Annotated in this window: 23 protein-coding genes; 14 read left to right on the top strand and 9 right to left on the bottom strand. The window is 41.8% G+C overall.

Translation table 11 applies throughout. The annotated features are described in order from the left end of the window. The first annotated feature begins 310 nt into the window (after window positions 1-310). The 7 genes from DRB05_RS20375 to DRB05_RS20345 all read left to right on the top strand — a co-directional run bounded on the left by DRB05_RS20375 (window position 311) and on the right by DRB05_RS20345 (window position 8,190). Window positions 311-538, top strand: a complete 228-nt coding sequence (locus tag DRB05_RS20375; RefSeq protein WP_205125742.1) for a DUF4224 domain-containing protein — start codon at window positions 311-313, stop codon at window positions 536-538. Window positions 539-544: 6 nt separating this feature from the next. Further along, entirely contained in the window at window positions 545-1,624 is a 1,080-nt protein-coding gene (locus tag DRB05_RS20370) for a tyrosine-type recombinase/integrase (protein WP_128728544.1), read from the top strand. Between the two features lie 396 nt (window positions 1,625-2,020). Next, window positions 2,021-2,707 carry a response regulator transcription factor gene (locus tag DRB05_RS20365; protein ID WP_128728543.1) on the top strand — a complete coding sequence of 229 codons (687 nt, stop codon included), beginning with the start codon at window positions 2,021-2,023 and terminating at the stop codon, window positions 2,705-2,707. Continuing rightward, window positions 2,704-4,041, top strand: a complete 1,338-nt coding sequence (locus tag DRB05_RS20360; protein ID WP_128728542.1) for a histidine kinase sensor domain-containing protein — start codon at window positions 2,704-2,706, stop codon at window positions 4,039-4,041. The genes DRB05_RS20365 and DRB05_RS20360 overlap by 4 nt, the downstream gene beginning before the upstream one ends. Before the next feature lie 89 nt (window positions 4,042-4,130). Beyond that, a complete protein-coding gene (locus tag DRB05_RS20355; protein ID WP_128728541.1) occupies window positions 4,131-6,281 on the top strand; it encodes a TonB-dependent receptor in 2,151 nt (716 codons plus the stop codon). Between the two features lie 59 nt (window positions 6,282-6,340). Continuing rightward, entirely contained in the window at window positions 6,341-6,631 is a 291-nt protein-coding gene (locus DRB05_RS20350) for a DUF3649 domain-containing protein (protein ID WP_102057403.1), read from the top strand. Between the two features lie 26 nt (window positions 6,632-6,657). Beyond that, window positions 6,658-8,190 (top strand): PepSY-associated TM helix domain-containing protein, encoded by a 1,533-nt coding sequence (locus DRB05_RS20345; RefSeq protein WP_128728909.1) that lies wholly within the window; start codon window positions 6,658-6,660, stop codon window positions 8,188-8,190. Window positions 8,191-8,525: 335 nt separating this feature from the next. Here the strand turns inward: DRB05_RS20345 and DRB05_RS20335 are convergent, their stop codons facing one another. Beyond that, a complete protein-coding gene (locus DRB05_RS20335) occupies window positions 8,526-9,743 on the bottom strand; it encodes a glycerophosphodiester phosphodiesterase family protein (protein WP_128728539.1) in 1,218 nt (405 codons plus the stop codon). A gap of 79 nt (window positions 9,744-9,822) precedes the next feature. Then, the gene (cysZ, locus tag DRB05_RS20330; RefSeq protein WP_128728538.1) at window positions 9,823-10,548 is read right to left on the bottom strand and encodes a sulfate transporter CysZ; all 726 of its coding nucleotides are present in this window, start codon (window positions 10,546-10,548) and stop codon (window positions 9,823-9,825) included. A 416-nt stretch (window positions 10,549-10,964) separates the two neighbouring features. On the opposite strand from cysZ, the gene DRB05_RS20320 reads away from it, so the two are divergent. Next, window positions 10,965-11,240 (top strand): hypothetical protein, encoded by a 276-nt coding sequence (locus DRB05_RS20320; RefSeq protein WP_128728536.1) that lies wholly within the window; start codon window positions 10,965-10,967, stop codon window positions 11,238-11,240. A 47-nt stretch (window positions 11,241-11,287) separates the two neighbouring features. Further along, window positions 11,288-11,881, top strand: coding sequence for a CBS domain-containing protein (locus tag DRB05_RS20315; RefSeq protein WP_128728535.1), 594 nt, complete (start codon window positions 11,288-11,290; stop codon window positions 11,879-11,881). Window positions 11,882-11,984: 103 nt separating this feature from the next. On the opposite strand, the gene trmL is transcribed toward DRB05_RS20315, so the two are convergent. Then, a complete protein-coding gene (gene trmL, locus DRB05_RS20310; protein WP_128728534.1) occupies window positions 11,985-12,449 on the bottom strand; it encodes a tRNA (uridine(34)/cytosine(34)/5-carboxymethylaminomethyluridine(34)-2'-O)-methyltransferase TrmL in 465 nt (154 codons plus the stop codon). A 295-nt stretch (window positions 12,450-12,744) separates the two neighbouring features. Further along, window positions 12,745-12,882, bottom strand: coding sequence for a hypothetical protein (locus DRB05_RS23050; RefSeq protein ID WP_235956684.1), 138 nt, complete (start codon window positions 12,880-12,882; stop codon window positions 12,745-12,747). Here DRB05_RS23050 and DRB05_RS20305 point away from each other — a divergent pair. After that, window positions 12,827-13,633, top strand: a complete 807-nt coding sequence (locus DRB05_RS20305) for a cation diffusion facilitator family transporter (protein ID WP_239965702.1) — start codon at window positions 12,827-12,829, stop codon at window positions 13,631-13,633. The genes DRB05_RS23050 and DRB05_RS20305 overlap by 56 nt on opposite strands. Here DRB05_RS20305 and DRB05_RS20300 read toward each other — a convergent pair. The 3 genes from DRB05_RS20300 to DRB05_RS20290 are packed head-to-tail and all read right to left on the bottom strand — an operon-like array spanning window position 13,585 to window position 16,601. Continuing rightward, the gene (locus tag DRB05_RS20300) at window positions 13,585-14,547 is read right to left on the bottom strand and encodes an alpha/beta hydrolase (protein WP_128728533.1); all 963 of its coding nucleotides are present in this window, start codon (window positions 14,545-14,547) and stop codon (window positions 13,585-13,587) included. The genes DRB05_RS20305 and DRB05_RS20300 overlap by 49 nt on opposite strands. A gap of 2 nt (window positions 14,548-14,549) precedes the next feature. Then, window positions 14,550-15,911: an ATP-binding protein gene (locus DRB05_RS20295; RefSeq protein WP_128728532.1), complete on the bottom strand. Its 1,362-nt coding sequence runs from the start codon at window positions 15,909-15,911 to the stop codon at window positions 14,550-14,552. Between the two features lie 3 nt (window positions 15,912-15,914). Continuing rightward, entirely contained in the window at window positions 15,915-16,601 is a 687-nt protein-coding gene (locus DRB05_RS20290; RefSeq protein WP_128728531.1) for a response regulator, read from the bottom strand. 207 nt (window positions 16,602-16,808) lie between these two features. Here DRB05_RS20290 and DRB05_RS20285 point away from each other — a divergent pair, with 207 nt between their 5' ends. Further along, on the top strand, window positions 16,809-17,270 hold the full coding sequence (locus DRB05_RS20285) for a Spy/CpxP family protein refolding chaperone (protein WP_128728530.1): 462 nt from the start codon (window positions 16,809-16,811) through the stop codon (window positions 17,268-17,270). Window positions 17,271-17,647: 377 nt separating this feature from the next. After that, complete coding sequence (locus DRB05_RS20280; protein ID WP_128728529.1) at window positions 17,648-17,956, top strand: helix-turn-helix transcriptional regulator; 309 nt, start codon at window positions 17,648-17,650, stop codon at window positions 17,954-17,956. Between the two features lie 79 nt (window positions 17,957-18,035). On the opposite strand, the gene yacG is transcribed toward DRB05_RS20280, so the two are convergent. Beyond that, window positions 18,036-18,278: a DNA gyrase inhibitor YacG gene (yacG, locus tag DRB05_RS20275; protein WP_128728528.1), complete on the bottom strand. Its 243-nt coding sequence runs from the start codon at window positions 18,276-18,278 to the stop codon at window positions 18,036-18,038. Between the two features lie 154 nt (window positions 18,279-18,432). On the opposite strand from yacG, the gene DRB05_RS20270 reads away from it, so the two are divergent. Beyond that, window positions 18,433-20,763: an ATP-binding protein gene (locus tag DRB05_RS20270; protein ID WP_128728527.1), complete on the top strand. Its 2,331-nt coding sequence runs from the start codon at window positions 18,433-18,435 to the stop codon at window positions 20,761-20,763. A 78-nt stretch (window positions 20,764-20,841) separates the two neighbouring features. Continuing rightward, the gene (locus tag DRB05_RS20265) at window positions 20,842-21,291 is read left to right on the top strand and encodes a response regulator (RefSeq protein ID WP_128728526.1); all 450 of its coding nucleotides are present in this window, start codon (window positions 20,842-20,844) and stop codon (window positions 21,289-21,291) included. A 45-nt stretch (window positions 21,292-21,336) separates the two neighbouring features. Here DRB05_RS20265 and DRB05_RS20260 read toward each other — a convergent pair whose 3' ends face one another. Further along, a complete protein-coding gene (locus DRB05_RS20260) occupies window positions 21,337-22,695 on the bottom strand; it encodes an L-cystine transporter (protein ID WP_128728525.1) in 1,359 nt (452 codons plus the stop codon). Between the last annotated feature and the right edge of the window lie 31 nt (window positions 22,696-22,726).

Here is a 22,726-nt window from a genome sequence, read left to right as displayed (position 1 = left end):
TTTTCTTTCCTTATGTCATGCTTAGAAACGTAATAAATTTAAAAGTCAGGATACAACAAGTATCTTAATTTAACATCATGATAAATATTGTTATTTGCATAAGGTGTTTTCAAATACTACAAATCGCCCCTCTAATTTCATTTCAGCTATTGCAAACTAAAAACTCATAAAGTAAAGTAAAAAACGCTGAAATATTGGGAAATCAGCAGAAATAAGCAAAAGCGAAATTCTGATTATCGCGAATAAGGTTAGTCCCAAGCTGATTCACGGCTAGTTGTTAGTCGTGGTTACTTATTCGTTGGAGGATTTTGTGAGCACATTCCTATCTAAAGCTGAAGTTGCTGAGTTAACTGGCCGTAAGCAGCGCCAGAAGCAAGTTGAGCAACTGATCTCAATGCATATTACTTTCACTCTCGATGCCTTTGGCTGGCCCAAAGTTTTGCGTAAAACGATTGAAACAGAGCTGGGTGCTGCCGAGAGCTGTCAAATTAAGCGTGGCGGGGCTACGCTTAGTGATGACGAGCTGTACACGGGGTAAGCAGTCATGGGAAGAAAACGTTCTGCAGAAAATGCAAACCTGCCCAAGGGCATGATCTTTAATAAAAAAGGGAATACCTATTACTTGAGGGCAAGTGGCCAGAAAGATATCCGCCTTGGTAAAACGCTGAGTGAAGCTTTTCGCAATTACTACGCTTACGCATCGATTAATTTTGAATGTCAAACGATGCATGATTTGATTGACCGCTATCTCAAAGAGATTTCACCCACTAAGGCACAGTCGACCCACAAGAGTAATATTAGTGCGTCAAAGCATTTGATAAAGCGTTTTGGTCATATGAACCCAAGAGTGCTTAGAGCCAGGCATGCCTATCAATATCTCGATCTTAGGAATCGAGAGGGGGCACCGGTAAGAGGCAATCGTGAGTTTGCGTTACTGAGCACCATTATGTCTCATGCTGTGCGTTGGGGCGTAATTGACGACACACCATTTCATGGAATTATACGTAACCCAGAACAGCCAAGAGATCGGCTAGTCACAGATGATGAGTTGGCAGTGTTTGTTAAGTATTGCCCTCGATGGCTGCAATTATATGTGGCGCTAAAGCTGGCAACCGGTTTAAGGCAAACAGACATGCTTAAACTTAGCAGCAAAGATTGGGATGACGAAAAAGGACTAAAAGTTCAAGCTTCAAAAACAGGTAGCCGGTTGCAGTTCGAAGCGGTGGATCACCTTAGCTTTATCATCAGCGAGCTTAAACAAATTAATGGTTATCGTACCACTAGAAAGCACAGAACGCCTTTACTGCATTGGTATTTCTTTGCATCAAGCGCTAATGCACGAAAGGAACAAGCATTGACTCCCGACGGTTTTAGAACTGCGTGGAACAAAGCGATGCGTGCAGCAATCGAAAGTGGTGATTTACAACCTGATCAGCGTTTTCAGGATAGAGATTTACGAGCTAAGACAGCAAGTGAGTGTGAGACGATTACTCAGGCATTTGAGTTATTGGGCCACTCAAGTGTGGCAACAACAAAGCGTGTTTATCGGCGAGGTTACTCACAAGTAACGCCAGTCACGCCTAAATCGCCAGATGATAAGAAAAAACAAAGCATTGAAAAGTAGTCATAAAAAAGGCATTATTTTTAAATTAAGAATTGTATGTTTAGCTAAAACTTCTAAGCTATTAAAAACAAAGTAATTTTAGCTAAATTAACCATAAATATTAAACCAGACGAAAGTTATAGGAAATATTTTGTGGGTTTGTGTAGTAAAAACAGTATGTTAGATGCACAAGCGTTAAGGGTTGAAAATCCTCGTGTCGGTGGTTCGATTCCGCCTCTGGGCACCATCCTTTAAAAAACCTCGCAATCGCGAGGTTTTTTGCTTTCTGATACTTTGTATTTCTTATCTTCGCAAAAAATAGACCCATCTGGTTACAACTGAGATTTACTTTTCAAAATACAGTGCTTAATATGCAAAAATGAAACTGGTTATCATTTGCATTTTTAAAGGTTTGATGTGAGAGAGAGCAAGGTCTTGCTAATCGAAGACGACTGTACTTTAGGTACCTACTTGGTAGATTTATTGCAAAAGTCAGGATATCAAGTTGATCAGTGCTTTGATGGTGAGTCGGGATTACGAGTTGCGCAGTTACAGCAACATGATTTGATCCTTTTGGACAATATGTTGCCAAAATTAGATGGTGTTTCTTTGTTAAAAAAGCTGCGAGCAACGAGTCAGATCCCTGTTGTAATGGTGTCTGCAAAGGGGGCCGAGGAGGAGCGCATTATAGGTTTGGCGCATGGGGCTGATGACTATATTGCTAAACCTTTTAACTCCACAGAGTTGCTCTTGAGAATGGAAAGTATTCTTAGGCGAAGCCAAAATATGATTCAACTCTCTATACCGTCAGAGATTTCCATTGATGGCCTAACACTAAACTCGCAGACTCAATCGGTTTATGTCCATGGCGAAATATTAGAGTTCACACCAATTCAGTTCAAGTTGCTTTGGGAGCTTGCTTCACGGCCACATACAATCATAACCAAACCTGACTTATATCTGTCTGTGCTTAATAAAAAATTAGGAGCATATGATAGGAGTTTAGATATGCACTTAAGTCGAGTACGCAGAAAGCTTAATGAAGCAAACTGGCATGGTGAGCGTTTACAAACTGTGCATGGAAAAGGTTATTGTTTTAAATGAAACGAAATATTTTGTGGAAACTGAGCTTAATCCTAGCTGCTGGTTTGGTCGCTTTTTTCTATTTACTGCATGCCTTAACACTTAAAACAGAAGAAAGTATGAGTATGATAGCTGTAAGCGATAGAATCCAGATGAAGAATTGGAAGTCTGAAGCTGAAAGACTCTACTTGGCTAACAACCAAGAAGCGCTAGAGGCTTGGATAAAAAACCTGATGGAAGAAGAATCTACATGGGTATCAATCGCGAGTTTTGACGCTATTCATTTAGCTGGAGAGCCAATAGATCAGAATATCGTTGGAAGCTATCACTTTGGTCGGAGCATTGAATGGAAAATACATTTATATTTTGAATCAAATCCAATAATGGAGCTTCCATTCGAGTCTTCTAATGCAAGCTTACTCATAAAGTTGCCAGAGCGAATGCGGCCTGGGATCTACTGGAATACGACTAAATTTATGCTTCAGGTACTCATTCCTATGGCAGTGTTGGCGGTATTATCCATCTTTCTTTATCGACATATCATTATTCCATTGCGACAGCTGGATAGTGCAACAAGTGCTTTTAGTAAAGGCAATTTTAAAGTAAGACTTGGAAAGTATCTTGGCAAGCGCAATGACGAGTTTTCACATTTAGCCTCTACGTTCGATCAGATGGCATCAAGGATCGGGGAGCTAATTGCAAGTCAACGTCAGCTAATCGCTGATCTGTCACATGAACTTAGAACTCCGCTAACTCGACTAGATATTGCGGTTAGTAACTTTGAAGAGAATGATAGCCAACGACACTTAGAGCGTATTGCTCGTGAATCTCAACAGATTAGAAAGTTGGTCGAAGATTCACTCACTTTGGCTTGGCTAGATAATGAAAATCCAATGTTACAGAAGGAAAGCGTAGATTTAGTAGACCTTTTGGATGTGTTGATCGATGACGCCAAGTTTGAGTTTCCTGATCGAACGCTGTTATTTGAATCGCCAAAAAGTGCCGTTGTTGTAAATAGTTGCCATAGAGCACTGTGCCCAGCAATCGAGAATATCATTCGTAATGCCTTACGCTTTACGCCTGAAGGTAAAAAAGTCGAGATAAAACTACAGCGAATAAGCAACGATTATTTAGTTGAAGTGCTAGATCAGGGGCCTGGGATCCCCGAAGAGTTTATTGAGAAAGTATTTGAGCCATTTTTCCGTGTGGACAATGCTCGTCTCGCACAAAGTGATAGTTTTGGTCTTGGTTTAGCACTTGCTAAGCGACACTTGAGAAGTGTTAGAGCGCGCGTGTCAGCACGTAATTTAGCCAGTGGAGGGTTGGTTGTACAAGTAATAATTCCGGTTTCGTAAAATGTAACAATTGTAAAAGTGATTGCTTGAGAAAGCTAAATAGTAATAATTCTGATTCAGCCTTTTAACTGTTGTTTGAGACATGAATCATGCCATTTTTATCCCAAAAAAGTCATTTCTTTAGAAAAACTACCATAGCGTCAGCCGTTTCTCTTGCTTGCTTTAGCCTGAGCTTTGGTGTACTCGCAGAGCAATCCGATACAGAAAAAGAACTAAAAAAAGTCGAAAGAATTACCGTTGTCGGGGCAACAACAAACTCCGAAATTACACCAGCAGTATTAGCTAACTACCAAGCAAATGACCTAGAAGATATTTTCCGCCATACTCCCTCAGTTACTGTTGGTGGATCGCTGGGGATTGCACAAAAAATCTTTGTTCGTGGAGTGGAAGACTCAATGGTGAATGTCACTGTAGATGGTGCTCCACAAACAAGTACACTATTTCATCACATAGGTCGTGTTGCCATTGAGCCTGAGTTATTGAAAAGTGTAGAGGTACAAGCTGGTGCTGGTGAAGCAACATCAGGAAGCGGTGCAGTTGGTGGCGCAATACGGTTTAAAACGAAAAGTGCGGCGGATCTATTGGATGAAAATGACAGGTTCGGTGGAACTGCCAAAGTAAGTTATTTTACCAATGACGGGCATAAAGAGAGTTTATCTTTATACGGTAAGGCAACTGATTCAATCGGTATTTTAGCTTCGTATGTAACAGTTAGCCGCAAAAATATGGAAGATGGTGATGGTAATACGCTTCCTGGAACCGCAGCAGATCAAACATTAGGATTTATTAAGCTGAATGCCAAGCTGACAGAATCTCAAGATATTACAGTTAGCTACGAACAAAGAAAAGAGGACGGTGAGTTTGGCAAGCAAACAAACTGGGCACCACTTGAAAGCGACCCACTGTTTGCATCTTGGGGTGAGCGCGAGACTTTAGTGCTTAACCACAACTGGTTTTTAAATTCTCTGGTGAATTTAGAGACAACAGTGTACCAAACAAAGTCATCATTCAAGCGCGAGTTATATACCTGGGATGCCTCAATTGAAACGATAGGTTTTGATATTCGCAATACCAGTGATATCGGCACTCACTCTATTACTTATGGAATTGAGCACAAAAACGATAAGGTACATTCGCACTCCTATGAAGACTTTGGTGGGATTTTTGACGAAGATGGTACTGTGTTAGGAGCTTATGTCCAAGATCATTGGCAAGTTTTTCCTGATCTGCGTTTAAGTTTCGGTCTACGTTTTGATTCCTATGAGTTGGATCATCAAGGTGTGGAAGCAAACTGGGTGAAGGTTGATGGTGTTTGGGTTGTTGAGACTGATGCAGCTGGTGCACCAGTTACATCAACCAGTGAGTTCTCAGCCAAAAAACAGGATGGTTTTAGTAAAAATGTTGGATTGCTATACAACCTTACTGATAACTTGACGTTGTCACTTGGTTATGCGGAAGCGCTGCGAGGCAGACAAATTGCAGATGCATTCACGATCGGTGAGCTAACGCCGAATGCAAACTTGGTTCCTGAAGAAGTAGAAAATGTTGAACTCGGTATTCAATATAATGATGGTACTTGGATGTTTGAAGCATCCGTATACTCTAGCACAATTAATGGTGTTGTCTTCGACAAGTTTAAAGGGCGTGAAGGGGTTTTCTACGAAAATATCGGTGACTTAGGTAGTGAAGGCTTTGAACTAGTTGGTGGTTATCAAGCGGACAATTTTGATGTAATTGTCAGCTTTAACCATAACAACGTTGAATTGGATAATGTGATATTTGATTGGCCAGATCCCACAGACGCGACATCCACAAACCGCATCGAAGTTGACAACATTGACTTGGCTGCCTACGAATACGGTGGTCTAGGTAATGCGGTTGGAGACTCATTGAACGTAAACTTTAACTATCGTTTAAACGATCAGATTAAACTTGGCTGGAATTACAAGTATGTGGCGAGCTTAAATGATATTGAAGTATTTCACCGTTCAATTGAGCTAGGTTGGGTTGAAAAGCTTGAGACAATTGACAAACCAAGCTACCAGTTAGTCGATGCTTATGTTAGCTACGAGCCATTCGACTCTTTGAGAGTCGACCTTTCAATACAAAATTTATTAGATGAGTCTTACCGTAGCCATGGTAGTGTCGCCGATTACGGTCATATTCCTGGTTATGAAGGTGTCGTCGGGATCAAAGAAGCAGGTCGCGATATTAGGCTGACAGTTGCCTATCAATTCTAGTGTTATTGTCAAAAGAGCTAACTTACAGGGTTAGCTCTTTTCATTTGGTTATTATGCTAATGAAACCTTTATTTAAGCCAACGCCAGCTGCGCATATTACTTGCCGAGTTTTACTTAGCGTGATTGGTGGTTATGTTATCGCTAACTTGAGTGCCATGCTTATTTCGTACTTACCATCAGACAATAAAGTCGATGGTATTGTCGCGGGAATGATGTCGAGTTTTATTATTTACACCTTGATTGTGATCGTGGTGTTTGCTGTTAAAAGCACTACTAGAGCAATATTTTTTATTGCGCTTTTAGTTGTTTTGCTAAGCGTTTTAGTCATGTATCTAGAAAAGGCTATTTGAGAATGAAAGCGAGATTTCGACAGTCTATGAGTTGGCTACATACGTGGACCGGCGTTGTTTTTGCGTGGATGCTGTACTTCATTTTTGTAACTGGCAGTGTCGGGTATTTTGAAAACGAAATTGATCGTTGGATGAAACCTGAAATCATGGTTTCGAAAGGACTTGAGGATAGCGCAATAACGAATATCGCGACCAGACAACTCAGCATACATGGTGATAATGCATCACAGTGGTATGTAAGCTTTCCCACATCAAGAGATCCATTTATTGAAATCTCTTGGTTAGAACCTGAGAATGCCGAAAGAAAAACAGCGAAACAATGGCACGAAAGCAGCCTCGACCCAATGACGGGAGCGCTTATCCGTAATAGACAAACTAGCGGAGGTGAGGCGCTTTACCGTTTGCATTATAATCTACATTATGTACCGCAACTTGTAGGCTATATATTAACCAGTATTGCTGCAATGCTAATGCTTATAGGGTTAGTTACTGGTCTAGTTATTCACAAGAAAATTTTCGTTGAGTTCTTTACGTTCCGGGCTCAAAAAGGGTTGCGTTCTTGGCTAGATATTCACAATATTTTTAGTGTGCTACCACTACCGTTCCACTTGATGATCACCTATAGCGGGTTATTGCTGCTGATGGGGATCACTATGTCTCCAGTTATTGACCTGCGCTATGGAGAAGGTCAGCAAAATCATCGCCAATTTTATGCGCAATCACAGATAGAGCAAAAGTCACAGCAAATAATCGAGATGCTCCCCACAGAGTTAAGCGTTCAAGCTGCTTTGGCCGATGCTAAACGTCGCTTCAAATCACATAAAGTTAGTTATGTTGGAGTCGTTGAAAGAAATACAGAAAAAGAACACATTGAGATCTGGTTTGAATCGAGAAGTGGTGTCGAATTCGCCTCGTTGCTTGAGTATCGTGCTATTGAAGATAAAGTTATGCTCGAAATCTCACTCGGAAAAGCTGGGGGAGCTGCAAGTGTTTATGATTTCTTGGAGCATTTACATGAGGGGCTATTTGCTGATATTTACCTAAGATGGATTTACTTTTTATCAGGTTTGTTTGGCGCAGCGATGGTAGCTACTGGCCTTATGATATGGTTGAAAAAGCGTAAGGCAGTGAGTAGCACTAATAAAATCCTAACGAGTATTATAGAGCGCATAAATATTGCGATGATCCTTGGGCTTCCTATCGCGATAGCGTCTTACTTTGCTGGTAATCGGTTATTGCCAATAGACTTTCCAAGCCGAGCAGCTTGGGAAATGCATATACTTTTTATAACGTTAGGTTTATGCATACTCTATTGTGGATTAGCCTCAAAAAAATGGCTTTGGCAGCGAATGTTATGCTGTGCTGCTTTGCTATATGGGGTACTACCTATACTTAACGCACTAACAACGGAACATAATATATGGCTTAGTTGGATAAATAGCGATTGGCTGATGGTTGGATTTGATTTAACGGTATTATTTATCTCTATTTGCTTTGTAGCAGCTTTTTGGGTTGTACGTTGCCGACAAGAAGACATCAGAGCTAAGGTGGCCCAATGAAGTTAATTGTTGTTTTGTTTGTATTACTTTTCTTAGCCTTTGCGTTGTTGAATTTATCCTTGTCACGACATAGGGTGAAGCTCTCTAACAGAGACGGAGCATTCGGTGTGGGTCAACAACGACGATTTAGGATATTCGGATACTTACTGTTATTCATTACGTTGGCTTTTGCTACAACGATGTGGGGTGTCTCTTTAGGGCTAGTTTATTGGTTCGCCACAGCAACACTCACATCAATTTTGGTGGTTTTGCTGTGGACTTACAAACCTAAATTTTTCAGCTTTTTAAATAGGTGCTAATGACTTTCTAATGGGTTTTAGTTTAATGCAGCTGGCTTACTCAATTCCCATGCAGTTGGCGTAAAAGCTGGTAGTGGCGGGCCAGTCACTAAAAACAGCAACTACGCCAACCTGTTTTGCCAATATGTCTAGCACCCTAAGTATATCGCCATCATGCTTAATTGCGTTCTTTACGGATTGATAATACCAACCACCGCCGTTCGCTAAAGGGCCTGAGCGCTCTAGCGACCAAGCAACTATCTTTAATCCTGCGCGTTTAGCGGCTAGGGCGTACTGCGACGGAATGATCTCGCCGTTTTTATCTTCGCTAATGAGCATCCAAATTGGTGGGGCGATAATTTTTACCTTATTTTTGGCTAAGTCTTCCATTGACGGTTGCCAAGTACTTGGTTTGTTACTATCAAAATGTTCGCCAGCTTCTCTACCATCAAGAAATACGGCATGGTTTGCAAACTCTGGCGCATGTTTTATCCAGTACTGAATATCTTGGTAAGAAAAGGATTGTGGAAAAACTTGAGATGGGGGGACATTGTGCTCAGTATATTCATCCAGCATTTTTTGTGCGAGCTGACTTTGGCTTAACCCATTAAAGGGCATTGGCACTTCTGGCTCTTTTAACTCAGGTGTCATATTTACACCCAGCTGCTTAAATAAAGCAATGCTTTCGCTGTGGGTCATTAATGTTCCAGAACTTGCATAAAGATCTGTACGCCAATTGGGCGTACCTTTTACGTATTCGGCGGCAGTTGTGGCTTTATTATTTACGCCATCCATTTTACCGGTTAGCTGTTTAAACTCCGCTAATGTGAGATCTGAGGTACAACACTCTGCAAAAGCGGGCTCATTCGTGTCTGGATTGGCTGGTGTGAAAGGCTTTTTACATTTAGCCGCAAGCTGGGGTTTTAGTAAGATATCGGTTGTTGCATGAAGATCACATTGTGCATGGCGGCAAACGAGAGTCTTGTCTTTGGTGAAGGTTACATCGCATTCGAGCGTGCCTGCTCCCATTTTTGCGGCGGCAATGTATGATTCTTTGGTGTGTTCAGGGTAGAAAAGTGGCGCACCGCGATGTCCTATGGAAAAACGTGTGCGCTTGATTGGTTTATCTAAACAGCTTGCAAGCTTTTCTTTAAGCTCACCATCTGGAAGTTGCGAGACTAAAAATTGAGGCCGTGTACCGACATCAAACTGTTTTGTTGTTTGGCAACCCGGTAAAAATACCGTTAACCAGATAAGGCCTAATGTTAGGCGCATAGCGACTCCGCTTAATACTTGCAAAAAAGGTAAGTAAAGCATGAGTTTTTGACAGCTAGATGTCAGTCATACGAGCGTCTTAGCGATATTGCTGACGATAGTTTTCTACCCACAGTTTGGTAGCTCCGCACACTGCAACGGGCATCACGATGAGGTTAACAAATGGGATTGAGGTCAGTATAAATACCGCACAGCCAAAGCCATAAGACAGCCCTTGTTTACTCTTCAAATCATCTTTCATTTGCTTGAAATGAATTTTATGGTTATCAAACGGGTAATCATTGTATTGCACGCTGTACATCCAACATGTAAACATAATCCATAAAATTTGCCCAACAATCGGCAGCATCCAAAGTAAGATGAAAAAGCCGAGTGCGCGTGGAAGGTAGTAGCAGAGTTTGGTCCATTCTCTACCCAACATTCGCGGCACATCTTTTATGGTATCAATTAGCTTATCATCATTGATGTGTTGGTTGGTCAGGTAAAGCTCTACTTTTTCGGAGAGTAAGCCATTGAAAGGCGCAGCAATAAAGTTGGTTATCACCGTGAAAATCATACTATAACTGAAAAGTATTACTAAGATAGCAATTGGCCACATTAGCCATTCCAACCAACTGAGCCAGTCTGGTAATAACCCGTTGAGGTAAGTAAACCCTTGAGTCAGCCAGTCATAAAGAAAAAAGAGCGACGCACCAAATAGCAATACATTGATTGTTAAAGGAATAAATACAAAACGTTTTAATCCTTTTTGGGTGATCAAAGAAAAGCCGGCAATAAAGTACTCGATACCGCGTGATAGTTGCACTGTACACCTCGTGTTGTAATACCAATTAGTCTTAATACTTGCTCAATTTGAAGGAGTAAACCTGACGCTAGCTGCGTTAAAAATTTCTCATTTAGAACAACTAAATAGCAAAATTTTGCCTGGCTATCGACAAGATTTTCTCGCCTCAAAATAGCTCACTTAATTAAGAAAATTGGTATGATTTAATTCTTTTGATTTAAGGTACATACCAAAAATATCAGCGTTAGTATAACGCTAAACGGCGCGCTACAAACAGGAGATTAGTAACAATTCATCTCAGCTCACACAGTGCTGAATGTGCGTACAAAAATTAACCTTAGTATATTTAAAAGCTTAGTAAATAGATTAGAAATAATACTTGTAAACGCAAGAAACTGCCCATACACTCAAAGTAAGGCAGTAGAAGTGAGAATACTATGCGGTTAGTTCGTTGGATGATTACATTTTGTATGTTGAGTCTGTTGACTGTGTCAACGGCCGATGCTGCTAAATGTGATACCACGCTTTCAATCGCACCTATCGTTGTCGACCTAGACAACTCGAGCTCCAGCCCTGATTTAGATGATTGCGTTGTATCAACGACTCATCGTTTCGCGGTTCCTAGTAGCTTTATCATAGCGCAATCGCAACCAGCCTATTCTTATTCAAACTCAGTAAGCGAGTCTATTAGAGCACCACCTGTCGCAGATTAATTTAGTCCTTTTCCGTGCTTAATTAATTTTAAAGATAGAGGTGATCTATGAACACTTATACAGTATTGAAAACTCAACCTGTTGCAAATCATGAACTTGCTGAAAATAACTTCCCAGCTTGTAACACTGACAACCTAGAGCAAGCACCAGCGCATTGCCTAATGCACAATTTACATTTGGCACCAATGCAGCATATTGATGAAAACAGTAGCATAGATGAAGCTACGTTAGTGCTAGATAAAACGCACCGCAGAGCAAGCTTTGTCGTAGATAGCAAAGAAAAGCTTGTAGGTATGATCTCTAACGCAAGAATTGGTAGTCGCTACGTGTTGAGTATTGCAGAAAGACGTGGCTGTACGAGACGTGATTTAAACGTCAATGATGTCATGATCCCACTATCCGATCTTCGTCAAATCACCTTAAAACAAACTAGCCAAACTGTGGTTGGCAATGTGCTAAAAACAATGGAAGAAGGTGGCTTCGAGTTTTTGCTAGTGATCGATGAAGTGACTCAGCATCCAGTTGGTTATTTTGACCTCATCGATATGATGAAAGCTTGTGGACGTGCAGTAAACTCAATGAAACCGGCAAATAAATTCAGTGATATTGTTGGTACGATTTTGCACCACGCAGAAATTTAAAAGAATCCCTATAGTTAATGTAAATTAAAGTTAGCAAGGCGTCGTAAGGCGCCTTTTTTGTGCTTCAAGTTTGCTCCTATGCAGCAGAAGCTAGGAGCGGTTCTTACTTTGCGCCTGCAAACTCAAGTTGTCGCCAAGACTCATAAACAAAAACAGAAACGGCATTAGATAGGTTCATACTGCGGCTATCGGGGCGCATTGGAATACGGACTCGTTGAGGCTCAGGCAGTGAAAAAATAATGTCTTCTGGCAAACCACGAGTTTCAGGGCCAAACAATAGGCAGTCACCTGCCTCATAGGCTACTTCATGATGGTATTTGCTACCTTTTGTCGTGCAAGCAAATACTCGCTTAGGATTTCGTTTGGCTAAGTATGCTTCAAAGTTTGGGTGGCGCTCAACTTCGCTAAACTCATGATAATCAAGGCCTGCACGTCTAACCCGTTTATCATCCCATTCAAATCCTAGCGGCTCTATTAGGTGTAATGAATATCCTGTATTGGCACACAAACGAATAATATTGCCAGTATTAGGCGGGATCTCGGGTTGGTATAAAACGATATCTAACATGATAGGCCTCTATTAAATTTTGCCCGGCAGTATAGCTGAAACTTGTCGACATTTATATGTGCTGCGCTTGATAGAGCGAAAGGCATTACCCTGCAGCTTTTAAAGAGAGATTGTTGTGAAAAAGTATACAACCGTAATCTGTTTTTCATTTCAAACCATTACCCTGTAATATAATAGCATCGCGATGCATGAGCATGTTGCGAGTGGTTTGAAGACTAATCAGAAGTTTAGGTTTTCAGTTAGCCAAACTTCAGATTAAATAACATGAAAGAAATGAGGTGCCAGTGGATCGCAGCTATGAGTTTTGGGTGAGGTTTTCGAGTGTATTCACCATAATAATGGTGGGATTGATGATCGCGGCTAAATGTTGGGCTTGGTTGTCTTCGGGTAGTGCCGCTATGCTCGGCTCTTTAACTGATTCACTGCTTGACATTAGTGCCTCTTTAATGAATTTCTTTGTACTGAGCTACGCATTGCGTCCTGCGGACGATGATCATCGATTTGGTCACGGAAAGGCAGAAGCTTTAGCTGGGCTTGGACAAGCTGCATTTATCGCGGGCTCTGCGAGTTTATTGGCTTTTCATGGTGTAGAGCGCATTATCAATCCAACCCAAATTCCACATTCGTTGTTTGGTGTGTGGGTGAGTTTATTTGCGATAGTGTGTACTTTGTTGGTGGTTGCGGTGCAGTATCAAGTGGTTAAACGCACGCAGTCCATCGCCATTAAGGCCGACTCGTTGCATTATAAGGGCGACATTTTATTAAACCTTGCTGTGCTCCTAGCGGTATTGCTTAACTTTTATGGTGTAGGTTACGCCGATCCAATTTTTGGTATTTTGGTGGCGATGTATTTACTTTATAACAGTTGGGATATTGCTAAGGAAAGTGCTGCGCACTTGATGGATAAAGAGCTGCCAGACGAAGAAAAAGCACAGATCATACTTATCGCGTCGAGTCATGAGGATGTTTACGGAGTACATGATTTGCGTACTAGGCAAGGTGGAAAAATCAAGTTTATTCAACTGCATCTAGAGCTTGACGATGATATGCCGCTGATGCGAGCACATCAGGTTGCAGATGAGGTGGTTGCTAGCATTAAAGAAGAGTTTGATTGTGAGATGGATGTACTTATCCATCAAGACCCTGTTTCTTTAGCGGTAAGTAGCTCCGCTGTAAACGCATAAAAATCATCTAGCACAGCTTTGCGGGTGTTATCTTGCTCGCAAAGTAGTTCATGTTTCCCGATAAATTTTGTAAGTGTCACATTGTCTCTGTGTGCGGCAAATTGACTCTGCGCCTGATTATCAACAATGCTGTCTTCACTGGCTGTCGCGATACGGATTGGCAGATCTAATTTAATATTCTGGAGCGAGCGGCATTTATGCAGCGCCGTGTATAGCCAAGCAAAACTGACACCACCGAGCTGTAGCTCGGGAAATTGATCGTACAGACCTCTAAATAGCGCATATCTGATTGGGCAATCAGTAAGGTCATTATCTTGAAAAGGCTTGTTGTGGTAGTGCACTTGTCCCAATGCATAATGCTTACTTAGCCCAAATAAACAAGCTGTGCCCGCCAGTCCCTCGGCAAACCAAGCTGGGTAGGGAGTCGTATTGATCCCAAGCATCGGGGCTGATAAATACACTCCCTCAATGTTGTGAGGCCGAAATAACGATAAATAGTCGCAAGTAATGGCACCACCCATCGAATGCGCCAATATAAAAAGTGGTAAGGTATTTTGCTCGGCAACGATTTGATCCATAAAGCAGTGCAATGTTGTGGCATAATCTTCAAAGCGCCTAACATAGCCGATTTGCTTGTCTTTAAGTAATCGTGGCGAGTAGCCTTGTCCTGGATGGTCATAGGTAAATACCGCTATGTTGTTTTGCGCCAACTCCCACAGTAGTTCTCTGTATTTATGCGCCGATTCAATACGGCCATTAACCAATACTAGGCTGAACGTTGCCTTTTCTGGAATGTGGTAGGCGTAAAATAGCCTACCATAAGGGGTATCAAAAAAGCCTTTTTGGCAGCCTTGCCAGTGCTTATCAATTTCAGGAAGATGTGATTCAAGTTGCTGACTTTGGCTATAAAACATGGCTACCTGTGTAATGGAATTCGAATACTGACCTGCAAACCAATATTATTACTAAATTCGATATGGGCGTCATGTACTTTTAACGCATGCTGCGCAATGGCAAGACCCAACCCAAAGCCTCCCATTTGATTTTTAGTCGGCGTACGTGCACTCGACACTCTGAAAAATGGAATGCAAAGCTTGTCCAGTAGATCTTTATTTACGCCTTTACCATCATCACTGATAGTGCATAGCAAGTGTTTACCATCACTTTCAATCTCGACATTAATAAGGCTAGTTGCATATTTAATCGCGTTACGAATAATGTTTTCGAATGCGCGGTTAAGTAGCATTGGGTCGCCATAAAGTATTGCCTCGGGTAGCGCTGAGACGACAAGATCCTTCCCCAATTGTTGTGCTTCAAACTGAGCATCTTCCAGTATCGGGTCGAGCAGTTCATTGAGCTTAATTAGTTGTTTATCGATTGGCGCTTGATCCGCTTCAAGCTTAGATAAATGCAAAATATCGCTGAGCATATTTTCAACTAACTGAGCTTCGCGCTCAATGCGCTCGATATAACTTTGGCTTTGCGCAGTGGCATGGCCCGCCGCAAGCCCTGTGGCCATTTGCAAGCGGGTGAGCGGTGAACGTAGTTCATGGGATATATCAGCAAGTAAGCGCTTTTGATTGTTAACTAAAGACTCTAATTTATCAGCCATTAGGTTAAAATCATGACCCAGTTGACCGAGCTCGTCTTGGCGCTTGGTATTTATATCGGCTCTGCTCGACAGCTCTCCACGAGAAAGTTTTGCAGCGGCTTTTTGTAGCTCTTTAATAGGTAACAATAGATCTCGAGTAAACCAAAAACATAGCAACAAGCTTGCGCCCAGTACGACCGCGACTTTTATCCAAAGTGGTAGGGCTCTTAATTTGACGAGTGCAGTTGGAGTATGGTTTTCAAAAATTAAATAAAGACGATAACTTTCACCTTGAAGTGTAAGCTCTAGGGGGCCAAAAGCCTTGTACTCTGGGGTAAAAATAGCGGTCGGTTTGGCATCCTCAGTAAAACTGAGTAAATCTAAATTCAGCGTTTTTATATTGGGATCGGCGGCAACGCTTTTTTCGGCATCGCGGTGGCTCAAATAGATATTTCGCGCCTTTCTTTTACGTAGTTTGGTGATCTCATTTAACTCAAAATTAGGACGCTCGCTTGCGCGTATTAACGCTTTTTCTAATTGTTTTAGATTTTGCAGCATGGATTTTGAGATACGCTGAGTTTCCACAACATCAGGTTGTAGCATGCTGATCCCGAGTAGCAACAACATAGTGGCAATGATAGTGAGCCAAAACCAGGCAAAAACCTTAACAAGTAAATACCGCTTCATTCATTACGCCTTTAGAAAAATATAGCCAGCGCCGCGGATCGTTTTGATATAAGTATGCTCACTTAATGCGGCAATTTTTTTACGAACATTAGAGACATGCATATCGATAGAGCGATCATAAGGCACAAGTGGTCGGCCTAGTACTTGTCGTGAAATAGTCTGCTTGTCGACCACTTCTCCTGCGGTTCTGACCAGTAAGTGTAGTACTTCGTATTCGGTGCCCGTCAGCGACAGCATTTCGCCATTAACAGTGGCGCTTCTCGAAGCCACATCTAAACGCAATTGATGGATAGTAAAGGTATCATCCGGACTGTGTTGCTTATAATGATCGACGCGACGCGTAATGGCTTTAACGCGCGCAAGTAGCTCCCGGTGGTTAAACGGTTTTGGAATATAATCGTCAGCACCTAGCTCCAAACCAAAGATGCGGTCAAAGTCATCGCCTTTTGCCGTTAACATAATAACGGGTGTCATCTTCTGGACACGTAGCGCTTTCAGTACTTCAAAACCATCCATTTCGGGAAGCATTACGTCTAATAATATTAGGTCGAAATTTTGTTTTAATGCCAGCTTCAGACCTTCAGTTCCAGTGTGGGCCATCGCCACCTCAAAGCCTTCAGCAGTAAAGTATTCTTTTAACAGGCTGCAAAGTTCTTGGTCGTCATCAATAAGTAAAATGGAATGTTTCATTGTCATACTTAGTCCAGCATTGTTGTTTGGCGTTGGCCTGAATAGTTTGGCTCTAGCATATTACACCTTACTTCAACGCCTTATGTAAATTGCCTTTGCTTTTTTTTGCAAAGCACTGACAAAACTTTACCTCTGTCTGACGTTCCTTTTCTTTGCGCTTGCTAAATTTGATGGTGACAAAGCAATGGCGAACAAGGAGCCAACATTATGAAATTACTATCTACTTTAGCATTAGTTACAGCGCTTGGCGTATCGACTTTCAGCTTCACCGCAAGTGCAGGTCCTGCGGGCGGGCATCTTGAACACTCAGCAAGGTTGTTACTATCAGATAAAGGGCAGAAGTTATTAGAGTTAACAGAAGCGCAGCAAGGCCAACTAAAGACAATTTATGCGGACTACAAAACTGCCAAAAAAGCGCTAAAAGAAAGTGGGAAAGAAGCACATTCAAGTTATCGTGAAGAAATGAAAGCACTCATGTTAGCGCCAAATTTTGATAAGACTCAAGCGCAACTTTTATTGGAAAAAAGCCAAGATAAAAAGCAAGCGTGGGCACTACTTTCGATGGAAACTCGTCACAAAGTGTTTCATGTGCTAAGCGAAGAGCAGCGCGATAAACTCCAAGCACTTAAGTTACGTCGAAGCCACAAAGGTAATAAAAAGGCAGATTAAATCTCAATGTTTTCCTCCAATCTAGCCCTGGCCTTCCTGGTAAGGGCTCTATCAATCACTTGCTACTTATCATCTTCTTATAAAATAAGAGCCTGTACTCCAGTTTGATATAAAGAACTGATCCATTGCAATCAATGTATAGAATAATACGACTGTTTACATAGGTTTAAGTTACATGTTGATAACATGTGTGCGTTGTGGTACTTTTCGATTAGGAGTACATCTAGCGAGTCTGCGGATAACTCTTTGAAATAGTGTCGAATTGAAAAATTCTTAATTTACGCACACAAACTTTCCAATAACTTTTATTTTCTTCAGAGTAACTAAGGGTATTCTTTGTTGTTGGCTGTTTGTTACTAGGTATCACTGAGGGAGACATGCAGACACCTGAAGAGTACGAGGTGACACTTAGGATCCGAGAACTGCTAAAAGAACTCAAAAAGCGTAGAGGCTATACTAAAAAAACCATTAGCCAAAAGCTCGGAATAGGTCTCACCACACTAGACGATTACCTCAACGGAACAAGCTCATTTCGCTTGGGCACCTTAATTAAATTGTCGGAAATTTGCCGGATCCAGCTAAGTGATATTTTAGAAGGGGCGGGGCATATAGCTAAAACCTATCAAAGTGAGGTGAGAAGTACGGAGCAAAAGGGGGAAGAGGAACAAGCAAAAAAAGATAGCTAGTGATTTGTCGAGTTTGCTCTTTTACTAGTTTAATAAACTAATATCAGAGAGTGAAGGCCGAGGAAACCGGCCCGCAGGTCTATTCTTTAAAAAAGCTATCGTCGTTCTTGGCCAGCATCGCTTCTATATCTTCAATCAAACTTTCCGCATCTTGGGGGGTGAGTTCACCACTTTTTATCGGTGTAGAAATCGCGTTTGATTCGTCAGACCAATCACCTAAATCAATTAATTGGCAGCGCTTTGAGCAAAACGGGCGAAATGGACTTTTATCTGACCATTCAACAGCCTGTTGGCAGGTTGGGCACTTTACTGTGGTTGTCATAATACACTTACTTTTTTACTTCCTAATTGTGCAAGTCTAATCGCATTTAATCGCTTTGTGAACCGAGTGTGTATCTACTTCGAGCTGCTTGCATACTAGGTGGGGATCCATGATACGATGATGAAGCTAGATAAAAGGAGGGGGGCATATAAAGGTGGAGAAGTTCGAAGCAACACTAGACAACTGTCACAAAGAGCCAATTCATATTCCAGGCTCGATTCAGTCGCATGGTTATTTATTGCTACTTGATGCTAACACATTGAAACTTCGTTACTTTAGTGAAAATTTTGCCGAGCTTGTAGGCTTTGAACCTAGCGCTTTAGTCAATACTCATGCTGAAAAGATTTTTGCGTCTCCATTTTTTGAGTTGCTTGCCAGCAATTATAAGACCTCTGATATTCACCGCTTAAATCCGATGGTGACCACGGTAACAACCAAAGATTCAAAACGTATTGAATTCTCTGTGGTTGCTAGCCAAAACGAAGAAGGGCTGATTTTAGAGCTTGAACAAAATACGGTGCATGGCATTGAAGGCAACCATTCAATGCAGCACCTTATGAAGCACTCCTTGTCTAGTATGGTTGACTCTCAATCTTTGCAGGCTTCTTACGAAATGGCCGTGGAAGAAATTAGAGAATTAACGCAGTTTGACAGGGTGATGCTGTATAAATTTGATCACGAGTACAATGGTGAGGTGGTTGCTGAATCGAAGCGTAGTGGCCTTAATTCGTTTTTAAACCAGCACTTTCCGGAGTCAGACATTCCAAAACAAGCAAGAGCACTTTATTTAAGAAATCCTGTTCGTTTACTTGCCGACGTTGATGGCGAAAATTCACTGCTTTATCCGCAAGATAAGCCAATAGATTTAAGCGCCTGTATTTTACGGAGTGTTTCGCCAATTCACTGCCAGTACTTACGTAATATGGGTGTAAAGGCGACCATGTCTATCAGTATTATTGTCGCTGGTAAATTGTGGGGGCTGATTGCTTGTCACCACTACGAAAAGCACGTAGTGCCATTTAACACTCGTGAAGTCGCCCAGTATATGGGGTTGATGTTATCTTATCTGATCTCTCTCAAAACCTCATCCTTAGAAGCAATGGCTGAAGCTAATGCACTGACATTAAGCTCTACTGTTACAGAGCGTATGGCAAAAGAGATCTTCTTTGCTGATGGTCTGCGGTATGAGTCTGCGGCATTGCAAGAAATGATGAAAGCTACGGGTGTCGCGTGGCGTGTTGAGAATGATTTGGAATGCTACGGGCAAACTCCCGCAAAGGTGGATATTGAAGCTATTTACCAATGGCTCGTAGAGCACCAACTTGGGGATGACTCTATTTTTTATTGTCATAACTTAGGTGAGCTTAACGAAACATTCAAAGCCTTTGCGAAAACGGCGAGTGGGGTGTTATTGATGCCACTTTCTGCGGATGCTAATCACTTCATCATATGGTTTAGAAAAGAAGTTATTCAAACCAAAAACTGGGGAGGGAAGCCTGAAAAATCCATTGAGTTTTTGGATGATGGTAGCCATCGCTTAATGCCACGCAGCTCGTTTAAGTTATGGGTCGAGAATGTGAAATGCAAGTCTCACCCTTGGACAGAAGCTGAAGTCAGTTGTGCATTGAAGTTTAGAAATACCTTGGTTAATTATGTGCTGGCTAAATCAGAGCGATATAAAAAGCTCAATGCAATTTTAGAGCAAAAAGTCACTAAGCGTACCGAAGCTTTGGAAAACGAGATCACCTCGCGTCGTACTGCAGAGCAACTACTGACGATAGCACTTGAGAAAGCACAAGAATCGAATCAAGAGCTGGAGCGCTTTGCCTTTTTAGCATCTCATGACTTACAAGAGCCGCTTAGAAAAATTCAAATGTTTGGTGATCGGATCCAATGTTCAGCTGAGGGGCTCAATGAAAAACATGCTTCTTATCTCAAACGCATGATGGATTCAGCCGAAAGAATGCAAAAATTGATTAAAGGGTTGCTGAGCTTTTCACGGATTGATCGTAAAGGTGAGTCATTTAAATCATTTGATGGTGATGATGCGTTAGCTGAAACTTTACTGGATCTTGAGTTAGTGATTAAAGAATCAAACGCACAAGTGGATACCACAGGGCTTGGTGATGTATTTGGAGACCGCAGGCAATTGCAACGAGTGCTGCTAAACTTAATCAATAATGGGATTAAATTTAGTGCGCCACAAAGAGCGCCAAGAGTCACCATTAGCAGCGAACGCAAAGACAACGAACTGGTTATTGCGGTGAAAGATAACGGAATTGGCTTTGATCCTGAATTTAGTGAGCAGATCTTCAATCTTTTCGAAAGATTACATGGTCGTAGCGCATATGCCGGTACTGGGCTTGGACTTGCTATTTGTAAAAAAATCGTCGAGAGACATCATGGTCGCATATGGGTCGAAACGAAAGTAGGGCAAGGCTCTACTTTCTACTTTAGCTTGCCTGTTTCAGCGCAAGACAATTAATTTAGCTGTAGAGCCACAGATACGGCTCTGATATCAGCATACAAACTCGAGGTTAATGCGAGTTTAAGGAGAGTGTGAATGATCCATCATCATGATTTAATTAAGCGACTTCACTCTGTGAACTATATCTTGGTTGCAGATGATGATTTCGACGACCAAGAATTGATCCGTGATGCGTTTGAAGATAACGGCGTGGTGGATACGAAGTTGCAATTTGTAAGTGATGGCGTTGAATTGATTGAAAAACTCAATAGCTCTGAGCTATTACCTAGCCTTATTATTCTTGATTTAAATATGCCCCGAAAAAGCGGCAAAGATGTATTAGCTGAGATGCGCGGGGCGGCAAACCTTAAGCATATTCCAGTTATTATGTTCAGCACATCAGACTCAGAGTTAGATATAAAACAGTGTTATTTGCTTGGGGCAAATTCTTATATGACCAAACCGTCCCAATACCACGAGCTGGTGGATTCAATGAAGTCCTTGTTGTCTTTTTGGCTTGGCACTGCAAAGCTTGTGATTGATTGAAAGTGTAGGGCCAGATAACTAACTGGCCCTTAAGCTGTCATAGCACTACATTGCTTCGTTAGTATGCTTTTGCTTTAACAAGCGACTTGTCACTGTACCTGCGGTCATTGAACCCGATACATTGAGTGCCGTTCTTGCCATATCAATTAATGGCTCAATAGAAATTAGTAGCGCAGCAATTGTCACTGGTAATCCCATCGCAGGTAACACCACTAACGCTGCGAAAGTTGCACCACCTCCAACACCTGCAATACCAAATGAGCTAATTGCAACCATAGCCACTAAAGAGATAATAAAGTCGAGTGCGAATGGGTCAATTCCTACGGTTGGCGCGACCATAACAGCAAGCATAGCAGGATAAATACCAGCACAGCCATTTTGTCCGATAGTCGCACCAAACGATGCAGAAAGGTTTGCAATCGCAGGTGGAACATTAAGCTTGTGGATCTGCGCTTCAACGTTCAGTGGGATGGTCGCCGCAGAGCTTCGTGAGGTGAAAGCAAAAGTTAAAACAGGCCAAATTTTTTGGAAGAAATGCTTTGGATTTTCACCAACTAAAGTGACTAACAAACCATGTACGGCAAACATCAGCAAAATGGCAACGTAAGAGGCAATAATAAAACCGAGCAAGCTAATAATGTCAGCCATGCTTGATGTGGCTATCACTTTGGTCATCAAACCTGCTACACCATAAGGCGTGAGGGCGATGATCATACGTACTAATCTCAGTACAACGGCCTGTGCGCCTTCTACTGCATTTTTTATAGGACTACTTAAATCAGACTCTTCCATGATAGCTCTACGAGCGGCAATACCAGTTAACACACCAAAAATCACTACGGCGATAATCGAGGTAGAGCGCTCGCCTGTTAAGTCAGCAAATGGATTGGTTGGTACAAAGCTAAGCAGCATTTGTGGAATGGTTAAATCGGCAACGGTTGTTGCGCGTTCCTCAAGTACCGCTATTCTGGCTGTTTCGCGTGCGCCTTCTACTAAGCCTGCTGCACTTAGTCCAAATGCTTGAGTGATAAAAATACCAATAAGGGCAGCGATGGCCGTGGTAAACACTAATATAGCGATAGTGACAAACGAGATCTTTCCAAGAGAGCCTTGATTATCTAGTTTTACGACCGCGGCAATCATAGAAACTAAGACCAATGGCATAATCACCATTTTGAGCAGATTGACATAGCCGCTACCAACAATCGCAACCCAATCTAGTACAGTCTGTTTGGTGGTTAAGTCACCAGAGAAAATAAATTGCAGCGCGAGTCCAAATAGGCTACCTGCAACTAAGCCTAGTAATACCGTCCGTGACAGGGTTTCGGAGCGCTGTTGGAAGCGATAAAGACCGAAAAGTATGGCAATAAAAACCGCCAACGCGGCGATAACAGCAAAAGACATCAGAATACCTTTCGAAATACATGAAAATAAC

The sequence above is a fragment of the Pseudoalteromonas sp. A757 genome (genome assembly GCF_004103285.1).
Taxonomy (GTDB): domain Bacteria; phylum Pseudomonadota; class Gammaproteobacteria; order Enterobacterales; family Alteromonadaceae; genus Pseudoalteromonas; species Pseudoalteromonas galatheae.
The sequence above is the reverse complement of the archived record's forward strand: the minus strand, read 5'-3'. Positions and strand labels throughout refer to the sequence as shown.